Raw genomic sequence first — 12,828 nt, 5'->3', positions numbered from 1 at the left:
CGCGGCGGCACGCCGGTGCGCGGGAGAATGCCCGCCGTGAGCGCCGCCTCGCTGCAGACCAGGGCCCAGCTGCCCGCCGCCCACCGGATCGTGGTGAAGGTCGGGTCGTCGTCCCTGACGGACGGCACCGGCCATCTCGAGCCGGAACGGCTGCGTGCCCTCGTCGACGTGCTGGCCGCCCGGCTCGGTGCCGGGGGACAGGTGGTGCTGGTGTCGTCGGGCGCCATCGCCGCCGGCATGGGGCCGTTGGGGCTCGTCGCGCGCCCGCGCGACCTCGCCACCCAGCAGGCGGCCGCCTCCGTCGGCCAGGGCCTGTTGATCGCCCACTACACGCGGGCGTTCGCGGCCCACCAGCACCGCGTCGCCCAGGTGCTGCTGACGGCCGACGACACGGTGCGCCGCGGCCACTACCGCAACGCGTACCGCGCCCTGGCCCGGCTGCTGGACCTCGGCGTGGTGCCGGTGATCAACGAGAACGACGCCGTCGCGACCGACGAGATCCGGTTCGGCGACAACGACCGCCTGGCGGCCCTGGTGTCGCACCTGGTGCACGCCGACGCACTGGTGCTGCTCACCGACGTGGACGGGCTCTACACGGGCCCGCCCGACCGGGAGGGCAGCGTCCGCATCCCCCTGGTCGCCGGTCCGTCCGACATCGAGGGCGTCGACGTGACCAGCCGGGGGAGCGCGGTGGGCACGGGTGGCATGGTGACCAAGCTCGAGTCGGTGACGATCGCGACCCAGTCGGGCGTCCCCGTGCTGCTGACCTCCGCCGCCCAGGCGGCCGCGGCACTCGCCGGCGAGGACGTCGGCACGTGGTTCGCCGCCACCGGGCGGCGCTCGTCAGTGCGGCTGCTGTGGCTGGCGCACGCCGCGCGGACCCGGGGCCGGCTCGTGCTGGACGACGGTGCCGTGCGGGCGTTGGTGGAGCGGCACAAGTCGCTGCTCCCGGCCGGGGTCACCGGTTTCGACGGCGAGTTCGAGGCCGGCGACCCGGTCGAGCTCGTCGCACCGGACGGCACGCTCGTCGGGCGGGGGCTCGTCGCGTATTCCGCAGAAGAGGTCCCTGACCTGCTGGGACGCAGCACGAAGGACCTGCGCGCCGAGCTCGGACCCGGGTACGACCGCGAGCTCGTCCATCGGGACGACCTGATCCTGATGCGCCGGCGGGCCCGGGCTACCCTGGACCGATGACCCTCTCCCTCGACGCCGCTGCCGTGGCGCCGGCCGGGCGCACCGGCGACGTGGACGCCCAGGTCCGTGAGATCGCGCGGCGTGCCAAGACGGCCTCCCGGGCGTTGGCCACGGCGACCAGGTCCACCAAGGACGCGGCCCTGCACGCGATGGCGGACGCCGTGCTGGCCGCGACGGACGAGATCCTCGCGGCCAACGAGCTGGACCTGGCCGCCGGTCGCGCCGCCGGCCTCAGCGCCGGTCTGCTGGACCGGCTCACGCTGACGGCGCCGCGCCTGTCGGGCATCGCGGACGCGCTGCGCGAGCTCGCCGGCCTGCCCGACCCGGTCGGTGAGGTGGTCCGCGGCTCCACGCTGCCCAACGGGCTGCGGCTGCGGCAGGTGCGCGTGCCGATGGGTGTGGTCGGCATGATCTACGAGGCGCGACCGAACGTCACCGTGGACGCCGCCGGTCTGGCGCTGAAGAGCGGGAACGCCGTCGTCCTCCGCGGCGGTGGCGCCGCGGCGCACAGCAACCAGGTGATCGTCCGGGTGCTCGGCGAGGCGCTGGAGGCGCAGGGACTGCCGGCCGACCTGGTCCAGTCGATCGACCGGTACGGACGCGAGGGCGCGGTGGCGCTGATGCATGCGCGCGGCCTGGTCGACGTCCTGGTACCCCGAGGTGGCGCGGACCTGATCGCCACCGTGGTGCGCGAGGCCAGCGTCCCGGTGATCGAGACCGGCGTGGGCAACTGCCACCTGTACGTCGACGCGACGGCGGACCCGCAGGCGGCGACGGCCATCCTGCTGAACGGCAAGACGCAGCGCGTCGGCGTCTGCAACGCGCTCGAGACCCTGCTGGTGCACACCGACGCCGCCGCGGCCTTCCTGCGGTCCGCACTGGCCGCGCTCGGGCACGCCGGCGTGACGGTGCACGGTGACGAACGGACCCTCGCGCTGGTGCCCGACGGTGTCACCGCGGTCCCCGCGACCGACGTCGACTGGGCCACCGAGTACCTCTCGCTGGACATCGCCGTGCGCGTGGTCGACTCGCTCGACGAGGCGCTCGAGCACATCCGCACGTGGAGCACCGGCCACACCGAGGTGATCTGCACCCGCGACCTGGCGGCGTCCGAGCGGTTCGTCGCGGAGGTCGACTCGGCGGCCGTGATGGTCAACGCGTCGTCGCGGTTCACGGACGGCGGTCAGCTGGGGCTGGGTGCCGAGATCGGCATCTCCACCCAGAAGCTGCACGCCAGGGGGCCCATGGGCCTCGCGGAGCTCACCACCACCAAGTGGGTGGTGCACGGCGACGGGCACGTCCGCCCGTGACCCGTCCCGCACCCGTGAGAGACTGGCCGTCTCGTCCCGACCGCTGGAGGTTCCCGTGCAGGCTGCGCTGATCGCCGCCCAGGAGGCCGCAGGCGCCACGTTGCCGTTCCCCGCACCCGTGTTCGGCATCGGCGCGTTCGTGGGGCTCGCCGCCCTGCTGCTGATCACGTCCGCGTTCCGTCACGCGGGCTCGAAGCACTGACCTCCAGCGTCGTCGCGCCGCCCATGACTCGACCACGCGTGGGCGTCATGGGCGGGACGTTCGACCCCGTGCACCACGGTCACCTGGTGGCGGCGAGCGAGGCGGCCGCGCGGTTCGACCTGGACGAGGTGATCTTCGTCCCCACCGGCAAGCCGTCGTTCAAGCAGAACCAGCCGGTGTCGGAGGCGGAGCACCGCTACCTGATGACGGTGATCGCGACGGCCTCGAACCCGCGGTTCTGGGTCAGCCGGGTAGACGTCGACCGGCCCGGCCTCACGTACACGGTCGACACGCTCCGGGACCTGAAGTCGCAGCGTCCGGGTGCCGATCTGTACTTCATCACGGGAGCGGACGCCGTCGCGCAGATCCTCACGTGGAAGGATGCCGACGAGCTGTTCACCATGGCGCACTTCGTCGCGGTCACCAGGCCGGGGCACACGCTGTCGGTGGACGGGCTGCCGGGGGATCGCGTCAGCGTGCTCGAGATCCCCGCGCTGGCCATCTCCTCGTCGGACATCCGGGCACGGGCGAGGACCGGAATGCCGGTCTGGTACCTCGTGCCGGACGGCGTGGTCCAGTACATCGGCAAGCACAGGTTGTATCGAGGTCCTGATGAGTGAACCCGGAGAGCGCCGGCGGCGCCGCGAGAGGGAGCGTGCTGCCGCCGAGGCCGCCGTCCCCGCGGAGGAGACCGCCACGGGAGCTGCACGTGCACCCCAGTGGGCGCCGTCGGCGTCGTCCTGGCCGGAGCCGACCCGTCCGCAGGGGCCGTCCGGGACGGAGCAGCCGGCCCGGACCGAGGCGCGTCCTCCGACGGCGTCGCGCCGTGCGCTGCGCGAGCAGCCGACGCCTGGTCAGCCGACCTCCGGGGGGACGCCCGTGTGGGCGGCGCCACGGCCGACGTCCGGTCCGACGTCGGGCTCACGGCCCGCCCCCGCTGCGCCGGCCGCCGTCCCCGGCCGTTCGACGTTGGGCCCGGCGCCCCGGAGTGCCGCGACGCCCGGCCGTGTGCCACCGCCCGTACCCGCGCAGGGGTCCGTCGCACCGCCCGCCGGTCCGACGCAGGGCGGCGTTCGTCCGCCGGTCATCTCCGACGCGGCCTACCGCTCTCGCCGCGCGACACGCGACACGCTCGACCCGACGGCAGGTCCTCGCTCGTCGATGGCGCCGTCGGGCGCGTCGGCTGGCGCCCCGCAGGGTGGGGCGCCAGCGGCGGGTGCCGCACCGACGTCCGGCCTCGCCGGACGCCCCGCCGCGGCCACCGGCTGGGGACCGGCGACGATCTCCCCGTCGTCGGCCAATCCGTCTCCAGGTCCGTCTGCGGCGCCGCCGGCCCGCAACCCGGTGCCGCGGGAGGCCTCGGCACCACCGGCGACTCCCTCCCGCGCCGCCTTCGCGCCCGCTCCGTCGAACGGCAGCACGCCTCAGGGCAGGCCGAGCGACGCGAACCAGCCTGGTCGCGGCGGCGCGCCCACGTGGGCGCCGGGTGCGGCCGCTGACTCCGCCACGCGCGGACCACGCGCGCAGAGCGCGCCGGCGTGGGCTCCCGAGGGCCGTACGGCTGCGTCGGGAAGGCCGACGGATGCCTCGCCATCGACGGGCCAGACGTGGCCGTCCTACGGCTCGACCCCGGCTGCAGCGGAGCCGGTCGCCGGCCAGCGGTCCGCGGCCTGGACGCCGGCTCGTGCGGAGGCGGCACCGGCCATCCAGGCGCCCGCGCCGTCCCCGGTCCCGACGCCCCCGGTCCCGACGCCCCCGGCGGAGCCACGTCGCGGCTCGTGGGCCGTCGCGGAGCCCGGTGCGGCTCCCACTCGGAGCCCGACCCCGGCAGCCCGGCCGGCCGGTCCGGCCGCGGCGTCGTCCGAGGTCCCCAGCGCACCCTTCCCGTCCCCGCGGACAGCCCCGCCCGCGGACCTGGACGACGAGGACGACGAGCCGGTCGCGCGCCGCCACCCCTACACGTGGCTGCACCTGATCGTCCTGGTCATCGTGGCCTTCGTGCTCGGCTTCCTCGTCGTCGCACTGTGGAACCACGGGCGCCCGTCCGGCTCGTCCGGCGCCGAGGGACCCTCGTCGCACTCCGTCGTCTCTGTGCTGGCCACCGCCGTCGCAGACCCCACCACCGCGCTCTGACGCGCCACCGAGGAGCCCCGTGCCCGCATCCGACCGTGCCCTGCAGCTGACCTACGCCGCGGCGCACGCCGCCGCCGACCGCAAGGCGCAGGAGATCATCGCCCTGGACGTGAGCGCGCAGCTGGTGCTCACCGACGTGTTCCTCATCGCCTCCGGCACCAACGAGCGGCAGGTCGGGGCGATCGTCGACGCCGTCGAGGAGGCCCTGTTCAAGCTCGGTGCGAAGCCGCTGCGGCGAGAGGGCAAGGGGCAGGGCCGGTGGGTGCTGATCGACTTCGGCGACATCGTCGTGCACGTCCAGCACGCCGAGGACCGCGTCTACTACGCCCTCGAGCGGCTGTGGAAGGACTGCCCGGTGATCGAGCTTCCGGCTGACTCGCGGGGTGTCGAGCAGCAGGAGCATGCGGGCCTGTCGAACGCAGGCCAGGAGCACGAGGACCTCGGGGAGTGACCGCCGGACGCGTGCTGCTGTGGCGGCACGGGCGCACGGCGGCGAACGCGAGCGGCCGGTTGCAGGGTCAGATCGACATCCCCCTCGACGCCGTCGGCCGCTGGCAGGCCCGCACCGCTGCGGCGACGATCCTCGCCCGGTACGAGCCCACGCGGATCGTCTCGTCGGACCTCTCGCGGGCGCAGGCCACGGCCGAGTACCTGGCCCGCGGTACCGGCCTGCCGCTCTCCGTGGACCCGCAGGTGCGCGAGCGCAGCTTCGGTGAGTGGGAGGGGCTGACCGGCGAGCAGATCGACGAGCGCTGGCCGGACGAGTTCGCCGTCTGGCGCGCCGGTGGCGACCCGCTCGGTGTCGGTGCCGAGTCGCGGGCCGACGTCGCCGCACGTCTCGGTGCGGCGGTCCGGGCCCACGCAGCGGCGCTCGGACAGGCCGACACGCTCGTGGTGGTGTCGCACGGGGCGGCCATCGCGCTCGCGGTGGGCGAGCTGCTGGGGCAGGACCCGGCGTGGCGCGGGGTGATCGGCCTGCAGAACGCGCACTGGGCCGACCTCAGCCCCTCGCACGGGCCGGTTGCACCGGACTGGCGGCTGCACGGCTTCAACCTCGGACCGACGGACGCCTCCCGGGACTGGGACGCGGGCCCCGACGCACCCGCCGAGGCGGAGTCGCAGACCCGGAACCCGGATTAGCGTTCGGGCCGGGGATCGTCCTAGACTCTCCAGGCGCCCTCCGGGGCGCGGCTCGCGGTTGCGGGTCGAGGGGCTGTGGCGCAGCTGGTAGCGCACCTGCATGGCATGCAGGGGGTCAGGGGTTCGAGTCCCCTCAGCTCCACCATCACCGCAGGTCAGAGGCCGTTTCTCCGATGGGAGAAGCGGCCTTCTTGCTGAGGCGGGAGACGACCACGTGGTGCGGAAGCCGACGCTGCCGCACCGATAACGTCTCTTTGCCGGGCAGCACCGTCGGGACGTCCGCACGTGCGATCGGGTGCGACCATGCCGGCGGGCTTAACGGCTGGTCGCCACGAGCCGATGGTGACTCTGTGGTGCCGATCCCGGACGACTTGCCCCGCTCACCCAGCGGTCGCATCCCGCAGTGGGTGATCGACGAGGCCGCAGGGAATGCCACCCGGCCGACCGGGTGGCGGATGGCCGAACCGCTCCCGGTGGTGCCGTCCCGCCGGACCGGTCGCCGTGGGTTGAGGGCAGCGGTCGCGGCGCTCGTGGTCCTTGCCGTCATGGGGGGCGGCTGGTGGCTGGTGACGGGCGACCACCTGGCGGCTGTGCTGACGTCCGTCGCCTCGCGCCCGCAGGGGGCGGTAGGCCGGGTTCCTGCGCCTTCGGCGACGGCGGTGCAGCTGGCTGACGCGGCGCACCTGTCGTCCCAGGGCCGTGCGATCTTCTATGGCACAGCCCCGCGCGTGCTGGACGCCAAGAGCTTTGCCGGCCAATGCGTGAACGCCCGCACGATGGCCGTGCTCGCTGACGGGGCGGTCGGCTGCTACCTGACGGGTCTGAACAAGATCGTCCTCTACGAGCCCGCCGATCCGCGGCTGCACGGGTTCGCGGTGCTGACCGTCGCCCACGAGACGTTGCACGCGGCGTGGGAGACGCTCACGACGCGGGAGCGGGACCGGCTGGTTCCTCTGCTCGAGGCGGCCGTGGCGTCGTTCCCGGCGGACAGCACGCTGCAGAAGGAGCTGGCCGGGTCCGTGGGTTCGCACCCGCAGAACCGTCCGACGGAGATGTTCGCCTACGTCGGCACCCTCGTGGCGTCTGGCGGCGGGGTCGACCCTGTGCTGGAGGCCGTCTATGCGCGGTTCATCGCGGACCGGGCGGCGCTGGTGGCTGTGAACACAGCCGACGTGGCTCTGCTCGACGGCATGAGCACCACCATCCAGGAAGCCTCCAAGGCGCTGGCGGTGAGCGAGACGAAGAACGCGCAGGACCGCGCTCAGCAGACCGCGGACAGCGCATCGGTGGCCTTCTACCAACGCGCGTACGACGCAAAGGTCGCCGAGGTCGCCGCGATGCCCGCCTCGACTCGCAACGGGCTCCAGCTGTCGTGGACGTGGTGGGACGGCACGAAGCTGCCGTTGGCACCGGCGGAGCAGACGTTGTCCGCCGCCGCAGCTCTGCTGGCGCGCGACCACGCTGCCCTGTCCCAGCGGGCGACCGCGACCGCGGCCGCTGAAGCGGCGGCGGCCAAGGAGCGGGTCCGGATCCAGGGCCTCATCGACGACCTCAACGGTCTGCAGACCCAGCTCGACCCGGCGAAGGCCGCGGTGAGCTGACCACCGGACGGGACCGGCACGGGGCGTGGGGGGCACGACGGCGTGCGGCGGTCGGGCCCGGGCCGACGTCTGCGGCGCCGCAGCTCAGTGCTGCGAGGGCCACCGCGGCTCGTCGGACCCCGGCCGGGACGGGATCAGGCGTCGGCGCGTGGCCGCGTCTGCCGATCGTGGGGGAACAGGACCGGGCTGAGCACGTAGGGCCGTCTGTCGGACGCGGGCTCGTTGCCCATCGAGCCACGCAGCACGTCGACCATCTGGCGCAGCAGCTCGGCGAGCTCGGTGGGCCTGAGCCAGAGCACCGTCTGGCGGTAGCCGACCTGGTCGGCGACGGGATCGGCGTCCTCGCGGTCCAGGTAGGCGTTGAACTCGGCGATCAGGACGGCCATCGCGGCGGCGAACCCGCGCCGGTGGTCCTCGATCGTCATCTCCGCTGCCAGGTCGGCGCCGATGCGCGGACGCTCCGGGAGCAGTCGGTACCGACGTTCGACGGCGCCCCGGACCCGGTCCTCGCCGGCCACCTCGATGTAGCCGGTCTCCAGCAGCAGGGCGAGCTGCCGGTACACGGTGACGCGCGAGACGTCTCTGATGCGCTCGCACAGCTGCTTGGTGGTCAGCTCCGACGCGCCCGACAGGGCAGCGACGATCCGAAGTCGCACAGGATGCAGCAGGACCTCCGTGGCGTTCACCACCCAATGGTGTCATAGTTGCGACCGGTATCGAATCTGAAACTGATCGGGGAGGCAGCAGTGCGTGACGTCCCAGGCCGGCGGGTGGCGGTGAACGGCCGCAGTGTGTACGTCGAGGAGTCGGGGCTGGGTGACGACTGGGTGGTCTTCGAGTCCGGAGCGGGCGCCGGGCGGACCTGCTGGGATCCTGTCCTGCCGTTGCTCGCGGACGCGGCCCGCCTGGTCACCTACGACCGCGCGGGACGCCCGCGAACCGAACCGGTCGCCGGGGCGCTGAGCATCGAGCAGATGGCGGACGACCTGGTCGCGATGACCGAGGCGGTCGTCCCGCGTCCCTTCGTGCTCGTCGCGCACAGCATGGGAGGCCTCGTCGCGCGCCGGGCGGCCGAGCGCCTCGCCCCGCGGCTGCGCGCCCTGCTCCTGGTCGACCCCACGCCGGAGACGTCACCGATGTACGACGACTGGGACGCGAGAGTGGCGGGGGCCGACCGCATGATGGCCGTGATGCAGCTTCTGACCCACGTCCGGGCGCTGCGTGGCCTGTTCCTCGGCAACCTGCGCACCGGTTACTCGCCCGACACCTGCCAGACGATCCTCGACGAGGACTTCACCCCGGCCGGGACGGCGCAGACGCGCAAGGAGCTGAGGGCGGTGGCCGACGGGATCCGCGACTTCCGCGGGCGGCCGCCGGCGCCGCCGGCGTGTCCGGTGACCGTGCTGGCTGCGTCTCGCCCCGTGCGGCAGAAGCCGCACGAGATCGCGTTCGTCGCGTCCGCGCAGGAGCACGACCGGCTGTACGTCCAGACGTTGTCCGACGGGCGGTTCGAGGCGGTGGACTCGGCCCATCTCATGCAGGCTGAGCGGCCTGAGATGATCGCGACGTCCGTGCGAGAGCTCCTTGCGAGCGCCGATGCGCGCGAGGCGGAGTGACCGAGGAGCCCTCCACGGCGTCGAACGCACCGTGTCGCCGGGGTCCACGTCGGTCCCCGCAGGCCGGAGAGGTCCGGGCGTCGGCCGCTGAGTTCGACGCCCGTTCGAGGACGAGCAGCGGCCGAACGACTCAGAGGAGCGGGTGCTCATGACCGTCAGGTTCGAGAACGTCGGGATCGCGGTGCGCGACCTCGACGAGGCCATCGCCTTCTTCACCGCCCTCGGGCTGAGCATCCAGGGACGGGACACCGTCAGCGGGGAATGGGCCGACACCGCGGTCGGCCTCGACGGGAACCACGTCAAGGTCGCCGTGCTCCAGACGCCCGACGGCAATGGCTGTCTCGAGCTGTTCGAGTACCTCCACCCGGACGCGATCGAGACCGAGCCGACCCTGCCCAACGAGATCGGGATGCATCGGGTCGCGTTCTCGGTGGACGACCTGGAGCAGGCGGTCGCCGTGGCGGCCGCGCACGGGTACCGCCCGCTGCGGGGCATCGCCACGTACGGCGACGTCTACAAGCTCACCTACCTGCGCGGCCCCAGCGGAATCCTGGTGATGCTGGCCCAGGCGCTCGACGGTCAGGCGGAGTAGCCCCCGTCCACCGGAACCACCACACCGGTGACCTGGCTCGCCCGGTCGCTCAGCAGCCAGGCGGCGGTGTTGGCCACCTCGGTCGGCGTCGCGGCCTTGCGCAGCGGGATCTGTGCGACGCGGCGTGCGACCGCCTCGGGGTCGTCCTCGCGCCACTTGACCAGCATGGGCGTCTCGGTGGCCCCGGGCGCGACGACGTTGACCCGGATCCCGGCGGGGCCGTTGTCGTGCGCCGCGGTGCGGCTCATGCCGATCACGGCGTGCTTGGTCGCCTGGTAGGCACCGAGACCGGTGCTGCCTCGGAAGCCTCCGACGCTCGAGGTGTTGACGATGGACCCGTAGCCCTGGTCACGCATCACGCGGAGCTGGTCGCGCAGGCACAGCCACATGCCCTTGACGTTGACCGCCATGATCCGGTCGAAGTCCTCTTCGGTCACCTCGTCGAGGCGGCCGTACTGGTTGATCCCGGCGTTGTTGAACGCGCCGTCGAGGCGCCCGAACGCCTCGACGGTCGCGGCCACGAACCGGGCGGTGTCGGCCGCGCTCGTCACGTCGCCGGCGACCGCGTGGGCCTCGTGGCCGGCGCCGCGCAGCTCGGCCGCGAGGGACTCGAGCATGTCGGTGGAGCGAGCGGCGAGCACCACGGAGGCGCCCTCGTCGGCGAACACCCGGGCGGCCTGCGCGCCGATCCCGGTGCTCGCGCCGACCACCAGGACGGCCTTGCCGGTCAGCAGGCCCGCGGGTGCGGTTGGCTGGGACATCGTTCTCCTCCAGGGACGGCGGGTACGGGATCGGTCCCGGCGAGGGCCGGGGAGGGGCGTGCGGGACAGTGCGGGGGAGCGGGCCGTACGTCGGACCGTCCGGGTCAGCGGAACGTGACCCCGGGACCCAGGTAGCGGCGCAGCCGATCCGACTCCTCCTCGGTGAGCGGCCGAGGTCGGCGCGAGGCCACGTCCATGATGACCAGGCTGACGGTGGCGATGGCGTACTCCACGTCGTCCTGGTCCACGATGCGGCAGTCCATGTCGAGGCTGCGGGACCCGATCCGGGACAGCCACACCTCGGTGAGCACGGACTGCCCACGGTAGGGCAGCTCGCGGACGTACTCGATGCGCTGACCGCCGGTGATGGTGAACGTGTCCGTGCCGAGGTGCGCCAGCACCGGCGGCTCCCGGCGGGGGTCGGCGGACTGCGGCTGGTCCGGGAGGCCGAACGCGCGGATGCGTGCCTCCTCCGCGTATCGGACGAACGCCACGTTGTTGATGTGGCCGTACTGGTCGGTGTCGGCCCAGCGGAGCTCGACGGGCAGCCGCAGCCGCAGCCCTCCGGTGGTGGCCTCAGGCACGGGCCACGCTCCGTCCCGCGGCGACGGCCGCAGCTGCCGCCTGGCCGAGCAGGCTGGCGTCGTTGCTCATCAACGTGAAGGTGAAGCCCGCCTCGACGGCGGCCCGCACCGACGCCGCCCCGGCGCCTCCGGCGTTGCCGATCGGCACGCCGGCGGCGCGCGCGGCGACCACGGCACCGGCGATGAGGGCGACCACGTGCGGGTCGTCCTCGGTTCGACCCTCGCTCGTCGACAGGTCGGCCGCGCCCACGAGCAGGGCGTCGACGCCGTCGACCGCGGCGATGTCGCCGGCGGCGCGCGCCGCCGCCGCGCTCTCGATCTGGGCGATGAGCACCACCTCCTCCTGGCCGTACCGGAGGTACTCGGCCCGGGGGAGCGCGCCCCAGGCGCCCGCACGCCCCGTGGAACCGACGCCCCTGGTGCCCAACGGCGGGAAGCGCATGGCCGCCGCCGCGGTGCGGGCCTGCTCGACGGTGTCCACGTGCGGCAGCATGATCCCCTCCGCACCGGCATCGAGGAGCCGCTGCACGATTCCCGCGTCCAGCGCCGGGACGCGCACGATCGGCGCGACGCCGGACATCAGTGCGGTGCCGATCTGGCGGTAGGCCGTCTCGATGCTCATCGCGGAGTGCTCGAGGTCGATCACGACGAAGTCGAAGCCCGCCAGCGCCATCAGCTCGACGCTCTCCATCGCCGGCAGCTTGACCCAGGTGCCCAGCGCGGGGCGGCCCGGGTCCGCCAGGGTGGCCCGGAACAGGCTGCGCCGGGAGACGGTGGACGTCATCGGGCCGGGTAGTCGTCGGCGTTGAGCACCCAGCCGGAGGCCGAGAAGTCCACGCGGGGCGGGGCGAAGAGGTCGACCAGCTGCTGGTGCGGTCCCACACCCTGGGTCGTGTGCACGGTGGGCGGCGGGATGACGCAGATGGAGGGGGAGCCGATCTCGCGGCTCTCGTCCGGGCGCCACTGCGTGGAGTCGGGGCCCCACGGGTAGCGGATGTGATGCACGAACCGACCCTTGAGCGCCAGGGAGATCTGCTCGAAGTCGTCGTGGTGGTGGGGGGAGAGCTTGAGCGGGTCGCGGGGGGCGGGCTCCTCCGCCAGGAAGTTGACCATCAGCGTGGTGGTGCGGAAGATGCGCCCGAAGCGCCCCGGGACGATCGGCGTCTCGGCCAGCCGGTAGACCCGCAGACGGAAGCCCCCGACCGGGTCCGGCCACGGCTCCAGCGGTGCGCAGCGCAGGTCCGGCTCGGCGTAGGCCGCCGCGTTGAGGGCGTCCTGGCGCAGGTCGTCGGCGACGGTGGAGAAGACGCGGACCACCGGGCCGTCCGCCAGCACCTCGACGGTCGAGTCGCCGGGTGGGACGACGACCAGCGCCTCCTCGGCCACCTCCAGGGTGGTGCCGGCCGTCACGCGGACCGGTGCGCTGTCGGAGTTCATCAGCACGGCGTACTCGTCGGGCTGGCCGGTGCGCGACAGCACCTCGCCCGCCCGCGCGTCGGTGTACGAGACGACGAGGTTGGCGGCACGGGCCGTCCAGGTCGGTCCGCCGTGGGCACCGACGGCGGTGGGTGGCAGCTCGTGGAAGGCGATCCACTGCGCCGGCCGGATCGGGGTGGACGGGTCGACGGTGGTGGTGGGCGCCGCCGCGACCAACGTCGAGCGGATGTCGTCCTTGGCGTAGGTGCTCATGGGGCG

At 73.6% G+C, this 12,828-nt stretch carries 15 protein-coding genes and 1 tRNA gene; 11 read left to right on the top strand and 5 right to left on the bottom strand.

The window, feature by feature from the left end; translation table 11 throughout:
* The first annotated feature begins 27 nt into the window (after positions 1-27).
* The 9 genes from proB to QMF98_RS11170 all read left to right on the top strand — a co-directional run bounded on the left by proB (position 28) and on the right by QMF98_RS11170 (position 7,580).
* Positions 28-1,194 (top strand): glutamate 5-kinase, encoded by a 1,167-nt coding sequence (gene proB, locus QMF98_RS11210; protein ID WP_337973120.1) that lies wholly within the window; start codon positions 28-30, stop codon positions 1,192-1,194.
* The gene (locus tag QMF98_RS11205) at positions 1,191-2,504 is read left to right on the top strand and encodes a glutamate-5-semialdehyde dehydrogenase (protein ID WP_337973119.1); all 1,314 of its coding nucleotides are present in this window, start codon (positions 1,191-1,193) and stop codon (positions 2,502-2,504) included. Before proB ends, QMF98_RS11205 begins: the two co-directional genes overlap by 4 nt.
* Positions 2,505-2,559: 55 nt before the next feature.
* Entirely contained in the window at positions 2,560-2,706 is a 147-nt protein-coding gene (locus tag QMF98_RS11200; RefSeq protein WP_291759065.1) for a hypothetical protein, read from the top strand.
* A 23-nt stretch (positions 2,707-2,729) separates the two neighbouring features.
* Positions 2,730-3,326: a nicotinate-nucleotide adenylyltransferase gene (nadD, locus tag QMF98_RS11195; protein WP_291759062.1), complete on the top strand. Its 597-nt coding sequence runs from the start codon at positions 2,730-2,732 to the stop codon at positions 3,324-3,326.
* A 1,369-nt stretch (positions 3,327-4,695) separates the two neighbouring features.
* A complete protein-coding gene (locus tag QMF98_RS11190; RefSeq protein WP_337973118.1) occupies positions 4,696-4,839 on the top strand; it encodes a hypothetical protein in 144 nt (47 codons plus the stop codon).
* Positions 4,840-4,858: 19 nt separating this feature from the next.
* A complete protein-coding gene (gene rsfS / locus QMF98_RS11185; protein WP_337973117.1) occupies positions 4,859-5,290 on the top strand; it encodes a ribosome silencing factor in 432 nt (143 codons plus the stop codon).
* Positions 5,287-5,979 (top strand): histidine phosphatase family protein, encoded by a 693-nt coding sequence (locus tag QMF98_RS11180; protein ID WP_337973116.1) that lies wholly within the window; start codon positions 5,287-5,289, stop codon positions 5,977-5,979. Before rsfS ends, QMF98_RS11180 begins: the two co-directional genes overlap by 4 nt.
* Before the next feature lie 69 nt (positions 5,980-6,048).
* Positions 6,049-6,124: transfer RNA gene (locus tag QMF98_RS11175), tRNA-Ala, on the top strand.
* A gap of 310 nt (positions 6,125-6,434) precedes the next feature.
* Entirely contained in the window at positions 6,435-7,580 is a 1,146-nt protein-coding gene (locus QMF98_RS11170; RefSeq protein ID WP_337973115.1) for a hypothetical protein, read from the top strand.
* Positions 7,581-7,714: 134 nt separating this feature from the next.
* On the opposite strand, the gene QMF98_RS11165 is transcribed toward QMF98_RS11170, so the two are convergent.
* Positions 7,715-8,266, bottom strand: a complete 552-nt coding sequence (locus QMF98_RS11165) for a helix-turn-helix domain-containing protein (protein ID WP_337973114.1) — start codon at positions 8,264-8,266, stop codon at positions 7,715-7,717.
* 60 nt (positions 8,267-8,326) lie between these two features.
* Between QMF98_RS11165 and QMF98_RS11160 the strand changes: the two genes are divergently transcribed.
* Together QMF98_RS11160 and QMF98_RS11155 are read left to right on the top strand one after the other, a co-directional pair.
* A complete protein-coding gene (locus QMF98_RS11160) occupies positions 8,327-9,196 on the top strand; it encodes an alpha/beta fold hydrolase (RefSeq protein ID WP_337973113.1) in 870 nt (289 codons plus the stop codon).
* A 148-nt stretch (positions 9,197-9,344) separates the two neighbouring features.
* Positions 9,345-9,788 (top strand): VOC family protein, encoded by a 444-nt coding sequence (locus QMF98_RS11155; protein ID WP_337973112.1) that lies wholly within the window; start codon positions 9,345-9,347, stop codon positions 9,786-9,788.
* On the opposite strand, the gene QMF98_RS11150 is transcribed toward QMF98_RS11155, so the two are convergent.
* From QMF98_RS11150 to QMF98_RS11135, 4 genes are all read right to left on the bottom strand, one after another.
* Positions 9,776-10,549 carry an SDR family NAD(P)-dependent oxidoreductase gene (locus tag QMF98_RS11150; protein WP_337973111.1) on the bottom strand — a complete coding sequence of 258 codons (774 nt, stop codon included), beginning with the start codon at positions 10,547-10,549 and terminating at the stop codon, positions 9,776-9,778. The genes QMF98_RS11155 and QMF98_RS11150 overlap by 13 nt on opposite strands.
* A 104-nt stretch (positions 10,550-10,653) precedes the next feature.
* Positions 10,654-11,133, bottom strand: a complete 480-nt coding sequence (locus QMF98_RS11145; protein WP_337973110.1) for an acyl-CoA thioesterase — start codon at positions 11,131-11,133, stop codon at positions 10,654-10,656.
* Entirely contained in the window at positions 11,126-11,917 is a 792-nt protein-coding gene (locus QMF98_RS11140) for an HpcH/HpaI aldolase family protein (protein WP_337973109.1), read from the bottom strand. Before QMF98_RS11140 ends, QMF98_RS11145 begins: the two co-directional genes overlap by 8 nt.
* Positions 11,914-12,822, bottom strand: coding sequence for a cupin domain-containing protein (locus QMF98_RS11135; protein ID WP_337973108.1), 909 nt, complete (start codon positions 12,820-12,822; stop codon positions 11,914-11,916). The genes QMF98_RS11140 and QMF98_RS11135 overlap by 4 nt, the downstream gene beginning before the upstream one ends.
* Positions 12,823-12,828 lie beyond the last annotated feature (6 nt).

It is taken from the genome of Cellulomonas sp. NTE-D12, assembly GCF_027923705.1.
Taxonomy (GTDB): domain Bacteria; phylum Actinomycetota; class Actinomycetes; order Actinomycetales; family Cellulomonadaceae; genus Cellulomonas.
Note: the sequence above shows the minus strand (reverse complement) of the source record. Positions and strands in the feature narration are given on the sequence as shown.

Coding starts and splice junctions, on each gene's coding strand:
- proB (WP_337973120.1), top strand. CDS start 28: ATGCCCGCCGTGAGCGCCGCCTCGCTGCAGACCAGGGCCCAGCTGCCC.
- QMF98_RS11170 (WP_337973115.1), top strand. CDS start 6,435: ATGGCCGAACCGCTCCCGGTGGTGCCGTCCCGCCGGACCGGTCGCCGT.
- QMF98_RS11205 (WP_337973119.1), top strand. CDS start 1,191: ATGACCCTCTCCCTCGACGCCGCTGCCGTGGCGCCGGCCGGGCGCACC.
- QMF98_RS11150 (WP_337973111.1), bottom strand. CDS start 10,549: ATGTCCCAGCCAACCGCACCCGCGGGCCTGCTGACCGGCAAGGCCGTC.
- QMF98_RS11140 (WP_337973109.1), bottom strand. CDS start 11,917: ATGACGTCCACCGTCTCCCGGCGCAGCCTGTTCCGGGCCACCCTGGCG.
- QMF98_RS11135 (WP_337973108.1), bottom strand. CDS start 12,822: ATGAGCACCTACGCCAAGGACGACATCCGCTCGACGTTGGTCGCGGCG.
- nadD (WP_291759062.1), top strand. CDS start 2,730: ATGACTCGACCACGCGTGGGCGTCATGGGCGGGACGTTCGACCCCGTG.
- QMF98_RS11155 (WP_337973112.1), top strand. CDS start 9,345: ATGACCGTCAGGTTCGAGAACGTCGGGATCGCGGTGCGCGACCTCGAC.